Consider the following 18,866-nt stretch of genomic DNA (forward strand, 5'->3'; position numbering starts at 1 on the left):
ACGCTTACGATAGACACGCCGTTCTTCGTCGAGCTTTCGGCTATATCGCTGCAATGCACATTTGCGCCTAAGCGGTTATGACGCAGCGTTGCAGTTCCTGTCTGAGGTACAATACGCTCTGCTCAAGCCATCTTGTCAGCGAGGAAAGATCGGGCGGAGCGTTCATATGATGTGCTGAGCCACCCGATTTCGGGGGGAGCCACCAAGGAGCCGCGCTTGCGAGATGCATCCGCTCAATAGAGAATTTGGAGAGTAGTTCGGTCGTGCTTCGCTCGGGCGGCGCGGCGTCGAAATCTTCAACGACCTCCTCCGTGTCGGGAATGAAGTTTGCTTGGTTCGCCGTTTGCGCCAGCGCTTCGAGCAGATCGAATTGCCAATGAGGATGGCCCGCGCCCGGACTTTGAAAGGAGAGCTCCCCACCTGACCATGTGCTGATCCCTGGCCATTCCAGTCGCAGGATCTGCGGCTTGGCCGCCTCGTACCGTTTTCCCAAATAGACTGTCAGGCCGGCGTTGCGAAAGCGGTAGGGTTTCGGACCGACCGTGACCTCCCAGACCTCCTGCCAGCCGAGCCAAGAAGTGAGGCCGCCTGAGATCTCGCACAACGGCGCGACCAAGGTTGTCCCGCCGCGGTTCCGCGTTACCCGTTCGCATTCCGTTCCGATCAGTCCTGCCCAGGCTTGGCTGGACTGATAATCGACCTCTACACGCAAGGCGCGACCATCCATCGGCATGGCCAGTGTCATCGCAAACGCTTTGCTGAGCTCGATCCATCGCTGGTCGAGCATGCCCTTCGTTGCCCGGAGCTCCTCCGGCAGCCAGTCAGGCTGCGGCGAGGCCGGGCGCGCCATACATCTCTACCACGATCTGACTGACTCTCGCGCGCCACGACCGGTCGGTGACGTTGATCGCGCGACCGAGGTGTGCAAGCTCGCTCACGCGGCGTCCGGCCCGAAGGTCGACACTCAGGGCGCGCAGATCGGGCAGCGGCATTGGGTTGGCATGACGGGCGCTCAGGTCGAACTGGCCGCCGGCGACATGCGGGGCGTAGAGGCCGAGCAACCGGGCAAAGGGTACCGAATTGAATAGTGCGGCATAAGCGGCCAGAATGTCGCCTGCCGGCAGCGCATCGTCATCCGCATCGACGAGAATCTGCTTGGGCGTCCACACATGTCCCATGACCGGGACGTAGGCCGCCTCCAGATCGAGCACGAAGCCACCTTCTGCCGAGAAGAATTTGCTGATGATCCTCGGTTCGCTCCGGTACGCCCACGACCGTGAATGCATCAGACCCCACCAGTCCTTCCGGTTCGATCGGACAATCGACGCGCGGCCCAAGAGGCGGTCACGCGACGGTGAGAGATAGGTTTTGAAATAGGTCGGAACCGCGCGCGCGACCGCCTCTTCGTCCACAAACAGCGGCCCGTCGGCGCTATGCGGGAAGAATACGTGATAGGGCTTGACGATCCGCCCGTTCTGAATCGAGTCCGTCATCGTCGCCAGGCGGAAATAACGCCGCTCCCGTGGCGGCAGCGACTGCCACTCGTCCTGTGTTAGCAGTAGGACGTCATTATAGCCGGTCTGGATACCTTGTGAGATTTCGAACAGGTCCGAGACGGTCGGCAGCCCCAGTTCCGCCATTTCTGCGAGCAGACGCTCCGTCGATGGCGTCGGCAATCGCCATGTTCCGCGCCCGACGAGAGAGCTCGCCTTGACCGGAAACAGGCTCCACTGGGGTTCGATGATCGGCGCCGGCGGGGCCGCGCCATCGAGCTTGCGGACCTGACGAAGCGCTTCGCCGGTGGCTGCAGGGTCGTTTTCCGTCAGCAACGCCATGAGCGGCTTGGGCTCGGCCGACTGCCCCTTTCGGATCACCGTGCAGGCAACCTGAACGAGGGCGTGGGAGAACAGGCCAAAATCACCGATGGAGGCGAGCATGCGGATGTCGCCGCGATCCGCGAGCCTTTCGCGCCACGTCTCTGCGGCCTTGAGCGACAATAAGCTTGCAGGAAAAAGCGACCCGAGCGCGCCTCCCTCATTGAGGGCATCGAGCGCGCGCGACACAAAGGCCATGCTATAGTCGCCGCGCGCGGCGCTACCGTCGGTCGCGTCACGCAGTTGCTGGCGCTGCTCGGGCGTCTGCGCACCGAATCCGATGAACGGTGGATTCATGACGATGACGTCTGCGCGTGGGAAGCCCGCTTCACCGAGCGCGTCGCGCTGAACGATCTCGAGTTGGACGCCGCCTGCCGGCGTCCAGTCGCGGAGCGAGAGACTGATGACGAAGCGTGCCATGGCGATCGCGGCTGGGGAGATATCCAGGCCGATAATCGTCAGCTTGCCGGCGAAGCGCGCGCGTCTGAGCGCACGCAGTGCCTCATGCAGAAATGCGCCGGATCCGCAGGCCGGATCACACAGAACCAGCTCTGGGCGGGTTGAGAGATCGGGAACCTGGGCAAGAACCTGTTCGACGATGCTGCGCGCTAGCGCGGGCGGCGTAAAATGGGTTCCGCCGCGGTGCGTAACACGCGTTTCCGGGGCATCGACTAGTCCGAACAGATCGAAATCCGGCGACACCCGCAGCAACTCGAAATGCGCCTCCTGGAACAGCTGACCGCCAGCGTGGCGGATCGCGAGCGCCGGATGGAGCCGAAGTCTAGAGAGCGCGCCGGGCGCCGCTGCGGCCTCACTACTGGCGGCGTTCAGTGCGTTTGCCGGAATGCGCGCGTGCAGCTCGGCGACGTCCTCGGCCAAGCCGAGCACGGACAGGTCCTGTCCGATCACATCCGGAGCGATGAGCCCGGCTAGGGTCGCCAGATACACGTCGATCGCCCGACCGTCGGGCACCTTGGCATGATGGGCGAGCGAGCGCACACGGCGAAAGAAATTGAGGAGATGCTCGACGATGCCACGGTTCGACCGCAGGCGATCTTCGTTCAGATACGTATAGAATCGATCGAGGCTGCGTTCGACGCCGCCGCGCTCGTAGACGCGCGCGTCGCCGGGCATATCCCACCGCACGACGGCCACCTTGCTGTCCGTCACCGTCACATGATGGGGAATATCGCTCGACCACGCCCAGCCGGCGGTCTCACCGGTACGCCAAAGATCCTCGGACGACGTCGAGAGCGCGAACGTTCCAAATCCGCCGTCGAGTAGAACGTGGTGATCGCCCGGAATCGCGGTGGTGTCCTGCGTCTCGAAGAGCGGCGCGAGTGCCAGACCGAAGCGGCGGCTCCAGTCGTGGGCGATAGGCTCCAACTGAGTCATCGCACCGCCATCGCGGGGAAAAGCGGCAGCTGGCTCTCGACCCGAAGAGCATTGGGCGTCGCGAGGATTTCCAGATGCGCGTCTAGCTCGACGACCAGGCAGGAGCATTTTCCCAAAGGGTCGTTCGATACGCGTAGCGAGGCCTCTCGCGCGTTAGCAAACATTGCGGCATAGCCCCAGAGCGACGGAAAGGCGCGCTTGCGCAACAGCGCCTGGAGTTGCGCGATCGCCTCGCGCCAACCACTGACCTCGACCGCGTAGCGAAGATGCACCTCGTGCAGCACCCGCAGCGCCAGGATCGTCTGCCAAGAGAATAAGGCCAGATGCCCGCGCCCGGCGGGAGGAACGTCGGCTTCGACGAGCGCCCGACGCCCACACCACTCGCGTAGTTGATGGGCTGTTAGGCCGGAAAGGCGAACAGCTTCTGAGGCCTGAACCAACATGGCCGGATGGGTAGCATGCCCATCCCGGCGGAGCCATCGCCTAATTTGGGACGCGCGCCTCGGTTCTACCGTTCGAGCCAGCGCGACGAGAGCCTACGAGAGTGCAGTCGGATCAATTGATTAAGCGAACGGCTAGTCCCGACAGTAGATGCCGTTCGTCCTGATCAAGGCCAGCAAGCGGATCATGCCGATGTACGACGGTCTGCGCCGCCTTCAAACGTCGGGTCGCGAACCGGCACGTCGAAATTTTGGCTTGAGACAGACAACGGCGCCGCGAGCGCTTGTTGCCGTTGTAGCAAGGTGACGCGTGAGGGAGAGCAATTGGCTCAAGTCGGCTTTACCGCCCGGTCAGCTCGCCTCATTATCAGGTGCATCGCTCGGGTACGCTTCTTCCGTAAGGCAAACTGCGGAATAGCCGATCCGGTACATGCCAACTGGCAGGGTGCTGCCCCACTCCGTGGGCCGAAGGTGGACATTAAAGTCGAACGTCGTTCCGGTCTTGGCGGTGACGCGGATCGGTGGGCAGCCGTCGGGCGACGAGATCACTGAGACGGCGAGCGCAGGTACGTCGTCTAGCTCCGGATCCAAGCGCCCGCTGCTGGTCAGGTTAAGAACCGCGCGCTGGAGGTCGATTTCAAGGATGCCGTGATTCGCTTCGGACTCCGCATCGTGGACAATCTGATTGACCTCGGCAGCGGGCGAGCTGCCGGCGCGACCGTGCGCGCGTCTGACGCCGACACTCCTGATGTCTGCGACCGCCTCCTCGCTCACTTTCCTGCCGGCGAGCTCCTCCGCCAAGCGGAGGAAGTGCTGTGTCTGGTAAAGGAACACCGGCTGGCCCGTCGCGCGCCAGAACTCCTCGACCATCTCCTGTCTAGACCCCAGCGTCTTGCCGGATTCTATGTGCCACCAGTCTTCGTCACGCTCCGAGGTGACCAAGATAACAGGGGCGGCCGCCGTCCTCCCATGGTCGATGGTCTGGGCCCACAGCAGGTAGTCGCCGAAGCTCCGGTCACCCTCCTTTTTATCGAGGTAGCCCGGGGGAATCTTTGCTTCGTGCCGCTTCCTTCCCTCAGCCAGCAGCTCGGCGTGCCTCTCCTGCGACGGAGCCGGACCGACCCGTCCCTCGAATAACTTTAGCAGGCGCTCCAGAACCGGGTCCTCGTCGAGGTACTTTGGATGCTCCTTCGTCACGTCGTCGAGTTTTCCGCGCGCCTTCACCACTGCGTCGGATATTGCCGACGACAGATCGTCAAGAATCGGAGTGGGGATAAGGCGGTGGCTCTTGAGCTTGGAAATGTCGCTCGCAAGCGTTTTGTCCAGATCGTCTAGCCCCTTGGCGGCTTCCCTGAAGGTCTTCTCCGAAGAGGAGATCACCTTCTTTCTGTTGCGGAAGAACTCGGTCGCCGCTTGGTGCGAAAGCCAGACCCTATCGCCGAAGGACTCGAGAGCCGTGAGAATGCTTTCGCAGGTCTTCGCATGGTAGCGGTAGAGATCCAGTAGGACGTTGGTGTCCACCGTCAGGATCGCGGTTTCCCAAGCTCCGCGGGCTGCCGCGCTGGAGGAGTTCAAATACCAAGCGAATTCGTTGCGCATCGATGAGCTGAGCCCTTCGGATTGGTCCATTCTTTGTGAGAAATTCCCGGTTAGGTTTGGCAGGTGCCGGACGAGGGAATCCGCCGATGAAGAAGTCGAGGTTCAGCGAGCAGCAGATAGCGTTCATCCTGAAGCAGGCCGAGGATGGAACGACCGTGGAGGAGGTATGCCGAAAGGCCGGCATATCGATCCAGACCTATTACCGATGGCGCAGCAAATACGGAGGGCTGATGCCGTCGGAGATGAAGCGCCTGAAGGTGCTGGAGGAGGAGAACGTCCGGCTGAAGCGGCTGGTGGCGAACCTCAGCCTGGATAACCCTGTCCTGAGCTTGTCGAAGGGGAAATGCTGCAGGACGTCATCCGCCGAAAAATGTAGGGCCTGGTCGAGCCCGGGAGATCGTCGGCTATTTGCAGGCGAGCTACCAGGTCAGCGAACGGCGAGCCTGCAGCGCGTTTCCGATCAATCGATCGACCCAGCGCTATCAGTCGCGCCGCCTCGATCAGGCCGGCCTCAAGATGCGGATCAAGGAGTTGGCTGCGACCCGTGTTCGCTATGGGTACCGACGCATCCATGTGCTGCTCCGACGGGAGGGCTGGGAGATCAACCACAAGCGCACTCATCGGCTGTATCGTGAGCTCGGGCTGCAGCTGCGCAACAAGACGCCCAAGCGCAAGGTGAAGGCGAAGCTGCGCGATGACCGGACGCCGGCGACGGCACCCAACGAGTGCTGGTCGATGGATTTCCTGTCGGACCAGCTGTTCGACGGTCGCAAGATCCGGGTGCTCTCGATCGTCGACAACTTCACCCGTGTGTCACCAGCGCTCGACGTACGGACGAGCTACCGCGGCTCTGACGTGGTCGAGACGCTCGAGCGCATTGCCGTGGTACACGGTCGTCCCAAGCGTATTCGTCTGGATAATGGCCCGGAATTCATCTCGAAGGATCTCGACCTGTGGGCTTACCAGCATGATGTGGTGCTGGACTTCAGCAGGCCTGGAAAGCCGACCGACAACGCGTTTGCGGAGGCGTTCAACGGCCGGGTGCGGGCCGAATGCCTCAACGCATACTGGTTCTTGAGCTTGGACGACGCACGGGTAAAATGTGAGGCGTGGCGGCGTGATTACAACGAGCACCGTCCGCATAGCTCCCTCGGCAACCAGACCCCGATGGAGCGCGCTTTTTCGTCAGGGCAGGCATGCCTGCCCTGACGAAAAGAGAGCCGGTTTTCTCATAAAGACCGGACCAGAGACGGGGTGAGGCTCACCTTGATCCAGACTCTCATAGTCGATGGACCACTCAGAAGGGGGCAGCTCACCGCCATGCCTCGATCAGCACTTTGGCCTCGGCGAGGCTGTAGAAGATCTCTCCGTTAAGCAACTCATCACGCAGGGAGCCGTTGAAGCTTTCGTTGTAGCCGTTTTCCCATGGCGAGCCTGGTGTGATGTAGAGCGTTTTCACGCCGATCCGCCCAAGCCATTTCTGGACTGCGGTGGCGATGAACTCGCTGCCGTTATCCGACCTGATATGAGCTGGCGGGCCCCGCGTGATGAACAATTCGGCCAAGGCCGCCAGCACATCTTCGTGGCGGAGCTGGCGGGCGACCACCAGCGCCAGGCACTCGCGGCTGGCCTCGTCGATGATCGTGAGGATGCGGAACTTGCGTCCGTCGTGCGTCCTCGCCTCGACAAAGTCGTATGCCCAGACATGCCCGGGATACTCCGGTCGCAGCCGAATACACGAGCCATCGTTCAACCACAGCCGACCGCGTTTCGGCTGCCGCTGCGGCACCTTCAGCCCCTCGCGTCGCCAGATCCGCTCCACCCGTTTGTGGTTTACCGACCAGCCTGCCGCATGTAGCAGTGCGGTTACCCGGCGATAGCCGTAGCGCCCGTACTGCCTGGCCAGCGCGACGATGTCGTCGGTCAGCGCTTCTTCGTCATCTGCCCCGCACGGCACCCTGCGCTGGGTCGACCGGTGCTGCCCGAGGACGCGGCACACCCGTCGCTCGGACACATCCAGCACCTCCCGCACCTGGTCGATGCACCGCCGGTGCCGTGCAGGGCTTAGAAGTTTCCCCGTGCCGCCTCCTGCAGGATTAGCTTGTCCAATGTCAGGTCCGAGATCGCGCGGCGCAGCCGGAGGTTCTCCTTCTCCAAGTCCTTCATCCGCCGCGCCTGATCCGTCTTCAGACCACCATATTCTTTGCGCCACCGGTAATAGGTCTGCTCGCTGACGGCGATGCGCCGGCATGCCTCGGCAGTTGTGCCGCCCTGGCCCAGCATGATCTCAACCTCACGCAGCTTGCCGATGATCTCTTCGGGCTTGTGCTTCTTGGCAGGCATTCGTCGTCCCTTCCTTGATCCAGACAATCATAGTCGATGGACCACTCAGAAGGGGGCAGCTCACGAAGTCCCATAGCGTCTCCTGCGCGTCACCGCGAGCCTTGATAGACCACATGCCGTTGAAAGAGCGTGACCTTACGAGTGAACAGGCCTCCGGTCCGGGGCAAGCGCCTTAGGCCCCTGACGATCGCAATGGGGTCATCCCCGCAAACAGCGGTCGGGGCGATGCTAAACGGGAAATGAACTCCAATCGCCGGCGGCACGAATACCGATACCGCCCAAAGGCATCCTCTGATATAGAACTGGCTAGGCGGCGTGGACAAAATTAGGAGATGATTTCGACGCTGACCAGCTTCATGTCGCCGTCGAAAGGTTCGATGTACGCGCATATGTTATCTGAGAACTCATCCATGAGGTTGAGCCCCTCAGGATCGTAATCGTTTTCCGCGACCAGCTGGAGCGTGCCGTCCATGAAGGTGCAGGTGACGTTGTGCTCGTGCGGGTAGTGGAGCCGGAATGCCTCGGCGATGTCTCGCGCGGCTTCGTCGCCCGCCGCAGCCGGGACATTAAAACACTCCAGCGTGATGCGATACATGCGTCCATGCTCCCAACCTGCGGCATACCTATCCGCAAACAAGCGCGAGAAGGAAGCCGCCCGATTGACGAGGTGCGCGCTGGTTGATTCAAGGCTGCTTTTTGGAGGCAGGCTTGAGCCGGGGCGATCTCACTGAGGCGGAATGGCGCATCCTAAGGGACTTGCTCCCGATTGATCGCAAGAACCGGAGCCGAGGGCGGCCTCCCGAACAGAACCGCTCGATCATCAATGGCATACTCTGGCGGCTACGATGCGGCGCTCCGTGGCGCGATGTTCCTCCCAAATACGGGAGCTGGAACACCATCTATCGCCGGTTCCGGCGATGGAGCGAGGCCGGGGTCTGGGAGATCGTGGCGGTGACGCTGGCCGAGATCATGGCGGACACCGGTCACTACAGCATCGACAGCACCACCGTCCGCGCCCACGTCTCGGCAGCGGGTGGAAAAGGGGGGCTCATCGACGCGCTCTTGGCCGCTCGCGGGGCGGGTTCACCAGTAAGCTTCACTGCCTGGCTGACGCCCTCGGAAGACCGCTCGCCTTCCACCTGACGGGCGGTGAGGCGGCAGACTGCAAGGCGTATGACGCCCTGATCGCCCTGCCAGAACGCACGCCCGATGCCTTGCTGGCGGACAAGGGCTACGATGCCGACGCCATCCGTGCCGACCTCGCGAAGCGCAATATCGAACCCGTCATTCCCGGCCGATCAAACCGCCGGGTGAAGATCGTGTATGACCGAACCCTCTACAAGCAGCGCAACCGCATCGAGCGCATGTTCGGTCACCTCAAGATCAACCGTGCCATTGCAACCCGCTACGACCAGCTGACCAGTAGCTTCCTCGGCATGGTCCACCTCGCCACCGCCAGATACTGGATCAAATTTGTCCACGCCGCCTAAGCTGCACCAGCGAAGTGACGTCGTATCAAAGGCAGTTCGACAATAGTGCGACCGCGTCGTCAGTCGTTGTCGTAACGTTGAACCGCATGTACGACTGCCTGTCTGGCGCGATAGTGAAGTGCTTCGCTGGCGCAGTAAGAAACCGCCGCGCCATCATGCGCTCGGCTACCGCGTTAGCATCGACGCCGTCGCCAAGAGAAAGCCATAGAAACAAGCCGGCCTGATTCTCTGGCAGCGTGAAACCAACCGCCGCCATGCGCTGCCGCAGCCCGGTCCTCTGATCGACAAGGCTGGCCTGAATCCTTGAGCATCGTCGCCGATACAGGCCTTCGCTCAACAATCGGTACACGGTCCGCTCGGCTAGGATCATGTTGCCCAAGCCCGTGACCGGGCGATAGGCGCGGATGTAGCGCATATGCGCTTCACCGGCGATGAGATAGCCGGGACCGGACACTGGCGAAACCGTGCGGGAGAAGCCGCCGACATGGATCACCCAGCGCAAGCGGTCGAGCAGGATCAGCGGTACCACTGGTCGATCGACCGTCCGCGGAAGCAGATCGACGTAGCTGCAGTCGTCGATCAGCACCATCTCGAACTCAGCTGCGATCTCAACCAGCTTCTGCGCCTTGTGAAGTGCGATCGTGGACCCAGTGGGATTGTGCAGGACGGAACTCAGCACGTATAGCTTCGGACGATAGCGCTCGCACAGTTCGCGCAGCATATCGATGTCCGGTCCGTCGGCAAGCCTGGGTACGCGACGGATCTCGGCCCCCTGCGCCATCAGGGCGTGCATGTGCATGAACGAGCAGGGATCCTCGATCAGTGCCACGCTGCCGGCCCGCAGCATGGACCGTACCGCCAGGCCGATACCAGCGACGGCGCCCGGCGTCGTTACGACCGCATCGGTCGGGCAATCGACTCCGCCGTGCCGAAGCCCGTCGCCAAGGTGCTGGCGCAGCGGTAGATATCCCAGCGGATCGCCATAGATGCCATCCATTCCCGGACCCCCGCCCGACACGCTACGCAGCACGCGGGTGACCTCGGCCCGTGTCGCGGCGTCCTGCCTTAGGATGCCGCTGCCGGGCTGATGATCGAGCGGATAGTCCGAATGCACGAGCCGCATCGCGTCGAGCGGATCGCGCGGATCGATCGGCAACGCATCCATTGCCGGCGTCGGCTGCCCGAGCACGAAATAGCCGGCCCCCCGCACCGCCTGCGCACGTCCTTCGGCAACCAGCCTGTCATAGACGCGCAGTACGGTATCGCGGCTGACGCCCTGTTGCGCGGATAGAGTGCGAACCGATGGCAGCCGTTCCCCGACGGAAAGAACGCCGGCCATGATGCGGCCCAGTATGTCATCATGAAGCCGGTCGGTTAGTCTCCGGGCATCATTGTTGCGCAAGGCTGACCCGCGACAATTGTTAGGGTCAATTTGGTCGGACAGTTGGATCATATAATTGTAGATTGTACCGGCGCATTGAAAACCACAATGGATCAATCTGCACATATGAAATTTCAATGGCACTTGTTGACGGCCGCCGCGATCACGGCCTTCCTTCCCGCCACGAGCGCCTGGCCGCAGGCCGGCCCTGACAGCGTCCGCCCCGTCGCGACGCCGGTCGCTGGTCCGGCCGCGGAAGCCTCGACCAGCTTCACGTTGCGCAATGGGCTGAAGGTCGTCGTCCGGCCTGACCGTCGCCTACCCATCGTCACCGCCATCGTCATCTACAACGTCGGGGCAAAGGACGAGAAGCGGGGCCAATACGGCTACGCCCACCTGTTCGAGCATCTGATGTTGGGCGGCAGCAAGCATTGGGTCGAGAATTCGACGCTGGCGCTGACGAACCTAGGCGCGTCGGAGATCAATGCGACGACGACCGAGGATCGCACGATCTTCTACGAAACCGTGCCTCGTTCAGCATTGGAGCGGACACTGTTCCTAGAGGCTGACCGCATGGGCTATCTGGCCGATGCGCTGACGCCGGCCAAGGTCGCGCGCGAAGTCGATGTCGTGCTGAACGAGAAGCGCCAGCGCGGGGGGGCGCCCTACGGTCGCGACTTCATCACCATCGGGCGGGACCTGTATCCGGCCGACCACCCCTATCACCACGGCGTGATCGGCGAAGACGCCGACCTGCGCGCGATAACCGTGAAGGACGCGACCGACTGGTTCCGCGCCTATTACGGCCCGGCCAATGCATCGCTGATCCTCACCGGCGACATCGCACCAGAGGAGGCGCGCGCGCTGGTTGAGAAATACTTTGCCAGCCTTGCCCCGCGCGCGCCGCTGGACAGGGTGCTGACGCAAATGTCGCCGCTCCCTGGTGCCTTGCGTCGCGAGATGTTCGAAGCGGTGCCAACTGCGCGGATCTACGCAACCCATGCCGCGCCCCCGGCGGGATCACCCGACATTCCCAATCTCGATCTCATCGCCCAGATCATGGCCAACGGCGCCAACTCACGCCTCAGCCGGCATCTCGTGACGGAGCTGGGTATCGCCAACGCCGCGATGGTGACGTTCGACGAGCGCCTGCTGTCGAGCCAGATGGGCTTCGTCGTGGACGTGAAGGCCCCTGACCAGGTCCGCCGCGTGGAAACCGAAATGGAGGCGGTGATCGCACGGTTCGTCGCCGAGGGACCGAGCGAGGAAGAGCTCGCCAGCGCACGCGAGGCGCGGCTCGCCTATGTCCGCCGGATGCAGGACAGCACGTTCGGCAAGGCGTTCCTGCTGATGCGCGGCGTGTCGATGACCGACGATCCGGACTATGCCGCGACCTATGTCCGCCAATTGAATGCGGCGACGCGCGACAGCGTGCGGCGGACCGCTGAGCGCGTGTACGGTCGCCCCGGCCACCGCCTGATCGTGCGGCCGTTGCCCGCTGTGAAGGCGACGCCGGGCGGCTACGACCTCGCCAAGGGGCCGCCGCCCGTCGGCCCGGCACAGCCGATCGCCTTTCCCGCCGTGGAACGCGCTCGGTTGTCGAACGGCCTGAACGTCGTCCTGGTGCCGCGGCCCGGAACCTCGACCGCCAGCATGCTCATGCGGTTCGACTCCGGCACGGCAAGCGTGACCGGCCCGGTCGATGCGATCACCGCCGCGATGCTGGTCGATCCCAAGGGCAGCTACGCGACCCGCGCCGACGCGCTGGGAAGCAGGCTCCAGGGCGGAGCGAACCTCGACGTCACCGACGTTTCGCTCTCGGCGGAAACCGCAAAGTTGCCGGCCATCGTCGCGCTGATGGGCGACGTCATCGCTCGGCCCGATTTCAGCGAGGCGGAGTTGACGAAGGTGCGGACGGCGTACCTCGACGCCCTCCGGCGCGAGGCCGCCGCTGCGCCGAGCTATCGTCGCATCATGCGCAACGCACTCTACGGCGCGGCGCATCCCTACGGCACGAACCGCGCGGCGGCTGAGGACATCGCGGCGATCGAGGCGGTAACTTTGCCTGCGGTCAAGACATGGGCGCAGGGCCATGTGCGGCCCGACCGCGCGGTCCTCTACGTTGCCGGCGACACGACGATGGCGACGCTGCGCCCGTTGCTCGATGCCGCGTTCGAGGGATGGGCGGGCCGGGGTCCGGCAGCGACCGATGCCCCGGTGCCCGCCGCGCCCGCCGCCCCCGCACCGCAGCTGATCGTGATCGACCAGCCCGGCGCGGGCCAGTCGTTCCTCGACGTCGGGCGAACGATTTCGCCGACGCCGAAGGACAACGACCTGGCGATCGAGGCGGCGGACGGCGTCTACGGCAACATGACCGGTGCGCGCATCCGCACGACACTGCGGGAAAAGCGCGGCTGGACCTATGGCATCGGGTCAGGAACCGACGATGCGCGCGGCCCCCGGATGTGGCAGATCGCAGGCTCGGTCGATGCGGCACACACCGGCGAGGCGATCGCGGAGCTGATCCGCGAGATGCGCGCGATGAACGGCGACGATCCGCCGCTTCAGGACGAGCTGGACCGTATCGTCAACGGCAGCATCAACCGCGTCGCGGCGAAGCTGGAAAGCAACGCCGACATCGTAGCAGCGATGGCCGACAGCGAATCCTATGGCCGACCGTACGACGCGATCGTCCGTGATCCCGCCACGATGCGCACCCTTTCGCTGGCGCAGGTGCGGGGCGCGTCAAAGTATTTGCTGGACCCGATGAAGATGAAGTGGGTCGTCGTCGGCGACTGGAACCGGATACGCGATCAGCTGACCGGGCTGGGCCTGGGCGAGCCGGTCGTCCTGCGCGCGCCGGAGTGATCGAACACCATAACCGCCGAAACGACAACGGTCGACGGCACTATCAGGCTTGGGGCACATAAAGGGGGAAAGACTATGAAGTACCGTGTCGCACTATCCATTCACCTGGCGACCGCAGGCATCATTGCATCGTCGATCACGCTGCCGAACGCCGCCGCCGCGCAGGACCGGACGTTGTCGCTGCCGGCGCAGCCGCTGCGGGATGCACTGGAAAAGATCGCCGCCTGGTCGGGCAAGCCGGTCAACGTTGACCCCGATGCCGTGAAGGGGCTGACGTCGCGACCGGTGTCCGACGCACGCAATGCCGACGACGCCGTGGAGCAGGCGACGAGAGGCCTGCCGATCGCCTTCCAGCAGGATGCCGGTGGCAATCCGACCGTCGCCAACGACATCCTTGTCGTCGCCCGCCGTGACGAAGCTGAAACGAGCGTGCTGGTGCGTAGCTCCACCACCTCGTCCCGCCTGGGCCAGTCGCTGCGTGACCAGGCGCGCAACACGCAGGTCATCTCGTCGAAGCTGCTGAAGGACCAGCAGGCGCAGACATTGTCGGAAGCGCTGACCAATGCCGGCGGCGTGGTGCTGAACCAGGCGACCGTGCAGGGCGGCGTCAGCTTCAGCGTACGGGGATTCAGCTCCAACGGCGCGATCAACGGCCTGCCTGGCGCGGGCAGCAGCAGCTTCGCGTCGGGGGCCACCCTTTCGGTCGCCAACGTCGAGCGGATCGAGGTGTTGAAAGGTCCCGACGCCATTCTGCTGGGCGGCGACAGTCTGGGCGGCACGATCAACATCGTGACCAAGAAGCCCAGTGTCGAGGAGCGGCTGTACGTATCTGCCGACACCGGCTCTTTCGGCCTGATCCGCGGCACGATCGACGCCAATCGTTCGATCAGCGCGGACAATCGCTGGTCGGCTCGCATCATCGCCACCGCGGCATCGGCGGACCACAATTTCGGCGGCTACCGCGGCAACGAGGATTATCTGTTTGCGCCGTCGCTGCGCTACAAGAACGGAGTGACCGACGTCGTGCTGTCGTCGACGATTTCGACGCAGATCTTCGGCATGGTGCCGTACACGGTACTGAACCCTGCCACTGGCAAGCCATATAACGTCGCGTTCGACCGACCGCTGCTCGGTGGCCGCGAACAGTTCACGCGCAACGGAAACACCCAGGTCAATCTGGAGGTGACGCAGAAGGTCGCCGACTGGCTGACCGTCGTGGCGCGCGGGCAACATACCGAATCGACCTTCTCGCTGGCGCAATATTCGCCATTCGCCTTGCTGGCGCCCGGACTGCTGCTGATAAATTCCAGTGGCGTACGCCAGCAGTTGAACATGGACGTGGTCGACGCCTACGCGCGGGCGAATTTCGATACCGGCATCTTCAACCACAAGATCGTGGCGGGATATACGCGCCTCGACAACCGGACCACCGCGCTGGGGGCCACTGACGGAGCATTCGTTCCATACGCGTTTCTGACGCCGACTGCATTGCGTCCGCTCGCCTCCAACTACGGCTTCAGCAACAGCTCGATCCGGAAGCAGGACGGCTTCTACGGCCAGTATCTGCTCGGCTTCTGGAAGGTTCACCTCGTGGCAGGGCTGCGGCACAACAAGACCGATGTCTCGTCGACCGTCGCCAACCGCAACGTGCTCAGCACCACCAGGATCAAGACCGATATCACCACGCCAAACTATGGCGCGGTGGTCGATATCACCGATAAATTCTCGGTCTTCGGTACGCTGGCCTACGGGTTCCTGCCGACATTCACCACCGGGATCGGCGGAATACGCCTGCCCGACGTCAGAACGCGCAATGCCGAGACCGGCATCAAGTGGGACATGTTCGGCGATCGCATGGTGCTGAACGCCTCGTATTTCAGCATCCGCGAAAGCAACCGCATCCGCCGCATCGGCGGTTTCGACACCGCGACACCGGGCGTCCTCGGCCGCGGCATCGATATCAACCTGAGCGGCGAACCGATCCGCGGCCTGTCCATCGTGGCCGCCTATACGCGCACCAACTACAAGTTCCTCAGCTTCGACCCGCGCATCGGCGGCATCGTCAATGCGCAGCCACGCGATCTCTACAGCCTGTACTCATCGTACCGCCACACTGTGTCGAGCGACGTCACGGCGGGTCTAGGCGCAGGGGTCAGCGGTCGGTCGAGTTCCGCAGTCGATTCGCTCGGCGTCTATCGTCTCGGCGGCACGCTGCAGGCCGACATCAACGCCTTCGTCACGATCGGCAAGTTCGACATCAACGCCGGCGTCCGCAACGTGTTCGATCGCCAGAACTACTTCCCGACAATCTCCTCGTCCTATGTACCGCTCGGCGAACCGCGTAACTGGCGGGTGTCGGTCGGCTACCGGTTCAAGTGACGGCGCGGTAGGCAAGGCGCATGATCCCGCAACCCACCCAGAGCGGGGAGGTCCGTCGCGAGACGGGCCTCTCCGACCCCCAGCCTGCAGCGGCGCGCTGGCGTCATGCCTGGTCGCTCGTCGGCAGCTACTGGACGTCGAAGGACTGGAAGTTCGCGTGGGCCGCCTTGATCGCGCTGCTGTTCTTCCAGTTCGGCACCGCGTTCATCCTGCTGCGCGCGAACCGGTGGCAGCAGCAGTTCTTCGACGTTGTCGAGCAGCGCGACGCGGCGCAATTCACGCCGCTGCTGTTCGTGTTCCTGGGCATCATGGCGATGCAGATCGCCATGATCGTGGTGGAGAACCTGATCGACGGGCTGCTCTCGATCCGCTGGCGCAACTACCTGACACAGGATTACCTCGACCGCTGGATGAAGCGTAACCGCTATGCCGAGATCGAGCGGCTGCGGCTCATCGACAACCCCGATCAGCGTATCGCCGACGACCTGAACTACATCACCTCGGCGGTCGGCACGAACATCGGCGCGCTGCATATTGTGCTGCGCCTGATCGGGTCGATCGTGACGGCGGTCACTTTCGCGATGGTGCTGCTGGAGACGGCGCCGCCGATCCGCTTCTCACTAGCGGGTACCGCGGTGTCGATTCCCGGCAGCACGGTCTGGTACGCCGCCGCCTACGCGCTGGTCGGATCGTATCTGACGGCGAAGATCGGCCAGCCATTCATCCGCGCCATGATGCGCCAGCAGCACCGTGAGGCGGATTTCCGTGCCGGGCTGATCCACGTCCGGCGCAACGCCGCGCAGATCGGCCTCGCGGGAGCGGTCGAAATCGAGCGCACGGCGCTCGCACAGTCATTCGGCGAAGTGCGCCGCAACTTCCGCGCGGTCATCTACTCCTCGCTCGGCATCACCGCGGCGGGCAGCGTGTACGAACGTGGCGGCGTCATCCTGCCGCTCGTCTTCATGGTGCCGACCTATTTCGCGGGCGGCATGACGTTCGGCCAGCTCATGGCGGGGCGCGAGGCGTTCAACCAGCTGTCGTTCCAGCTCGGTTACTTCCTGAAGAGCTTCCAGCTCATAGGCCAGCAGGTCAGCTACTTCAACCGCTTGAAGGGCCTGGACGACGCGATCGAGCAGGTGCGCCCGGTCGGCATCACGGTCGGCGCGGGGACTGCGGCGGGCGTTGCCCTCGCGACCTCCGGGCTGGCGCTGCACCGTCCGCACGGCGACGCGCTGGTCGACATTGGCGACTGGTCCATCCGGCTGGGCGAGCGCTGGGCACTGACGGGCGCATCCGGGGCCGGCAAGTCGACGCTGGTGCGCGCGCTTGCCGGACTGTGGCCCGATGGCCGGGGCAGCGTGGCGATGGCGAGGGACAGCAGCGCGATGTTCGTGCCGCAACGCCTGTACCTGCCGCTCGGCACGCTGAAGGCCGCGATCTGCTTCCCTGACAAGCCGCAGGCACATGACGACGAGAGCATCCTGGCGCTGCTAACCCGCGTTCGGCTGGGGCATCTGGCGGACGACCTCCACGCTCTTAGGATATGGCAGGAGGAACTATCGCCGGGCGAACAGCAACGCGTGGCGCTGGCCCGCGTCCTGCTGCACCGACCGTCGCTGCTGGTGCTGGACGAGGCGACGAGCGCGCTCGACGCCGACAACGCCCGGCACTTCTACGACAGCGTCCGGACGTCCCTGCCCGATGCGACCATCATCAGCGTCATCCATGACGAGACGCTGCTCGACCGGCACACGCACGTGCTGAACATCGCCAACGGCCGGGCCGCATCCGCACCGATCGCGGTTGACGCATCGGACGAATGAACGCCGGTCGATAACGGCCAAGGACAACATGCCGGGCGACGCCTGCGCCGCCCAATGGGAGAGGTATGCATGGCGAAGATCGTCAACGTCACCACTGTGAGATTCGATGCGGTGGTCACCGGCCGGGACGAGCTCGTGCTCGTCGATCTCTGGTCGCCGGACTGCGTCCCGTGCCGGACGCTGTTGCCGATCCTAGAGGACCTGGCGGTGGATTTCGCCGGTGAGGTCGCGGTGTACAAGGTCGATGTCGCAGCGGAACCGGAATTGCACACCCGGCTCGGCATCCGCGGCGTCCCCACGCTGGCGCTCTACCGGGACGGGCAGGAGGTCGATCGCATCCTGGGACTGCGTTCCCGATCAGAATTGTCGCGCTGGATCGAGGGGCATCTGTGACTCCCGCCTTTCATGGCGACGCCGCGGTCCAGTCCGCTGTCATAGAGCTACTGAAGGGTCACGCCGCTGCGGGCACTTTGTCATTCGGCGCGACGCGGTGGGACGGTACGGGCGGCAGCACGCTGGGCATCGCGGCCGAGAGCGAGGACAGCGGCGACTATGCGACGCGGTTCGGCTATCCGCTGGCGCTCGCCGGGCTGCTCGATCCGATCGTGGCGGTCAACCACGCCGGTGCGCTCGACACTGCGATCGCTTGGCATGAGCACGTGCTGCCGGGCAGCGACCTGTCGGGCGTACCTGCCACCCTCCTGACCGACCTGCTGGAGCGGCTGGGCGCCGGGGCGTCGGCCCCCGACTATTTCGCGATCGTCATCGACATGCACCGCAACGAAGCCCGCGGCGACACGGCCAGCCGGACCGCCTGGTCGCGCCTGCGGGAGGAGATCGAGGCGCGAGCGACGGCGGCAGAGAACGCTACGCGAATCGCGCTGAACGCCTGCACTCTCGCCTGCTGGCCGCTGGCGACCAGCCGTTCGGTCCTTGTCGGACTGGTCCACGCATTCGCCGCCGCGACAAATGGTGCGCCCTCCCCCGACTTCGACGAAGATGACCGGTGCACCGCCAACGCCATCCTGCAGGTGTTATGGGATGAAACCCAGCCGCAGCGCGACGCCGGCGACCCCGTCCACCTGCCGACCCTGTTCCGCGCTCGCCATCCCGACCTGTCGAGCCGGTTCGAGGCCGACTTGGCGCGCTCCAACGCCTATCGTGCCGCCCGCGCCGCGCAGGCGCAGCAGCTCGTGCTGACCCACCTCGCCGCCGCTGGCACTCCCTGATACCCGCGAGGCGCATTCAAAGGACTAGGCGGCGTGGACAAATTT

The 18,866-nt window shown here is 64.0% G+C and carries 11 protein-coding genes and 3 pseudogenes; 7 read left to right on the plus strand and 7 right to left on the minus strand.

The window, feature by feature from the left end:
* Positions 1–67: 67 nt before the first annotated feature.
* The 4 genes from NPJ82_RS16515 to NPJ82_RS16530 all read right to left on the minus strand — a co-directional run bounded on the left by NPJ82_RS16515 (position 68) and on the right by NPJ82_RS16530 (position 5,308).
* Positions 68–850, minus strand: coding sequence for a hypothetical protein (locus NPJ82_RS16515; protein ID WP_342659239.1), 783 nt, complete (start codon positions 848–850; stop codon positions 68–70).
* The gene (locus NPJ82_RS16520; protein WP_342659240.1) at positions 822–3,269 is read right to left on the minus strand and encodes an N-6 DNA methylase; all 2,448 of its coding nucleotides are present in this window, start codon (positions 3,267–3,269) and stop codon (positions 822–824) included. Before NPJ82_RS16520 ends, NPJ82_RS16515 begins: the two co-directional genes overlap by 29 nt.
* Positions 3,266–3,712: a hypothetical protein gene (locus NPJ82_RS16525; protein WP_342659058.1), complete on the minus strand. Its 447-nt coding sequence runs from the start codon at positions 3,710–3,712 to the stop codon at positions 3,266–3,268. Before NPJ82_RS16525 ends, NPJ82_RS16520 begins: the two co-directional genes overlap by 4 nt.
* Before the next feature lie 348 nt (positions 3,713–4,060).
* Positions 4,061–5,308 (minus strand): PIN domain-containing protein, encoded by a 1,248-nt coding sequence (locus tag NPJ82_RS16530; protein ID WP_342659059.1) that lies wholly within the window; start codon positions 5,306–5,308, stop codon positions 4,061–4,063.
* A gap of 86 nt (positions 5,309–5,394) precedes the next feature.
* Between NPJ82_RS16530 and NPJ82_RS16535 the strand changes: the two are divergent.
* Positions 5,395–6,517: pseudogene (locus NPJ82_RS16535) on the plus strand (IS3 family transposase).
* A gap of 106 nt (positions 6,518–6,623) precedes the next feature.
* Here NPJ82_RS16535 and NPJ82_RS16540 read toward each other — a convergent pair.
* A pseudogene (locus tag NPJ82_RS16540) lies at positions 6,624–7,651 on the minus strand (IS3 family transposase); the annotation flags it as partial.
* A 325-nt stretch (positions 7,652–7,976) separates the two neighbouring features.
* On the minus strand, positions 7,977–8,246 hold the full coding sequence (locus NPJ82_RS16545) for a hypothetical protein (protein ID WP_342659060.1): 270 nt from the start codon (positions 8,244–8,246) through the stop codon (positions 7,977–7,979).
* 113 nt (positions 8,247–8,359) lie between these two features.
* Between NPJ82_RS16545 and NPJ82_RS16550 the strand changes: the two are divergent.
* Positions 8,360–9,141, plus strand: a pseudogene (locus tag NPJ82_RS16550) (IS5 family transposase).
* A 25-nt stretch (positions 9,142–9,166) separates the two neighbouring features.
* On the opposite strand, the gene NPJ82_RS16555 reads toward NPJ82_RS16550, so the two are convergent.
* Positions 9,167–10,543: a PLP-dependent aminotransferase family protein gene (locus tag NPJ82_RS16555; RefSeq protein ID WP_342659061.1), complete on the minus strand. Its 1,377-nt coding sequence runs from the start codon at positions 10,541–10,543 to the stop codon at positions 9,167–9,169.
* Positions 10,544–10,666: 123 nt separating this feature from the next.
* Here NPJ82_RS16555 and NPJ82_RS16560 point away from each other — a divergent pair, with 123 nt between their 5' ends.
* From NPJ82_RS16560 to NPJ82_RS16580, 5 genes are all read left to right on the plus strand, one after another.
* Complete coding sequence (locus NPJ82_RS16560) at positions 10,667–13,390, plus strand: pitrilysin family protein (protein WP_342659062.1); 2,724 nt, start codon at positions 10,667–10,669, stop codon at positions 13,388–13,390.
* A 75-nt stretch (positions 13,391–13,465) separates the two neighbouring features.
* Positions 13,466–15,769, plus strand: coding sequence for a TonB-dependent receptor (locus tag NPJ82_RS16565; protein WP_342659063.1), 2,304 nt, complete (start codon positions 13,466–13,468; stop codon positions 15,767–15,769).
* Between the two features lie 20 nt (positions 15,770–15,789).
* Positions 15,790–17,592, plus strand: a complete 1,803-nt coding sequence (locus NPJ82_RS16570) for an ABC transporter ATP-binding protein/permease (RefSeq protein WP_342659064.1) — start codon at positions 15,790–15,792, stop codon at positions 17,590–17,592.
* 69 nt (positions 17,593–17,661) lie between these two features.
* The gene (locus tag NPJ82_RS16575) at positions 17,662–17,985 is read left to right on the plus strand and encodes a thioredoxin domain-containing protein (RefSeq protein WP_342659065.1); all 324 of its coding nucleotides are present in this window, start codon (positions 17,662–17,664) and stop codon (positions 17,983–17,985) included.
* On the plus strand, positions 17,982–18,821 hold the full coding sequence (locus tag NPJ82_RS16580) for a hypothetical protein (protein ID WP_342659066.1): 840 nt from the start codon (positions 17,982–17,984) through the stop codon (positions 18,819–18,821). The genes NPJ82_RS16575 and NPJ82_RS16580 overlap by 4 nt, the downstream gene beginning before the upstream one ends.
* Positions 18,822–18,866: the final 45 nt, after the last annotated feature.

The sequence above is a fragment of the Sphingomonas sp. NY01 genome, from assembly GCF_038809135.1.
GTDB classification, from domain to species: Bacteria; Pseudomonadota; Alphaproteobacteria; order Sphingomonadales; family Sphingomonadaceae; genus Sphingomonas; species Sphingomonas carotinifaciens.

What these genes read in the sequence shown, in the direction of transcription:
- NPJ82_RS16515 (WP_342659239.1), bottom strand. Translation starts at nt 850, where the DNA reads ATGGCGCGCCCGGCCTCGCCGCAGCCTGACTGGCTGCCGGAGGAGCTC.
- NPJ82_RS16520 (WP_342659240.1), bottom strand. Translation starts at nt 3,269, where the DNA reads ATGACTCAGTTGGAGCCTATCGCCCACGACTGGAGCCGCCGCTTCGGT.
- NPJ82_RS16525 (WP_342659058.1), bottom strand. Translation starts at nt 3,712, where the DNA reads ATGTTGGTTCAGGCCTCAGAAGCTGTTCGCCTTTCCGGCCTAACAGCC.
- NPJ82_RS16530 (WP_342659059.1), bottom strand. Translation starts at nt 5,308, where the DNA reads ATGCGCAACGAATTCGCTTGGTATTTGAACTCCTCCAGCGCGGCAGCC.
- NPJ82_RS16545 (WP_342659060.1), bottom strand. Translation starts at nt 8,246, where the DNA reads ATGTATCGCATCACGCTGGAGTGTTTTAATGTCCCGGCTGCGGCGGGC.
- NPJ82_RS16565 (WP_342659063.1), top strand. Translation starts at nt 13,466, where the DNA reads ATGAAGTACCGTGTCGCACTATCCATTCACCTGGCGACCGCAGGCATC.
- NPJ82_RS16570 (WP_342659064.1), top strand. Translation starts at nt 15,790, where the DNA reads ATGATCCCGCAACCCACCCAGAGCGGGGAGGTCCGTCGCGAGACGGGC.
- NPJ82_RS16575 (WP_342659065.1), top strand. Translation starts at nt 17,662, where the DNA reads ATGGCGAAGATCGTCAACGTCACCACTGTGAGATTCGATGCGGTGGTC.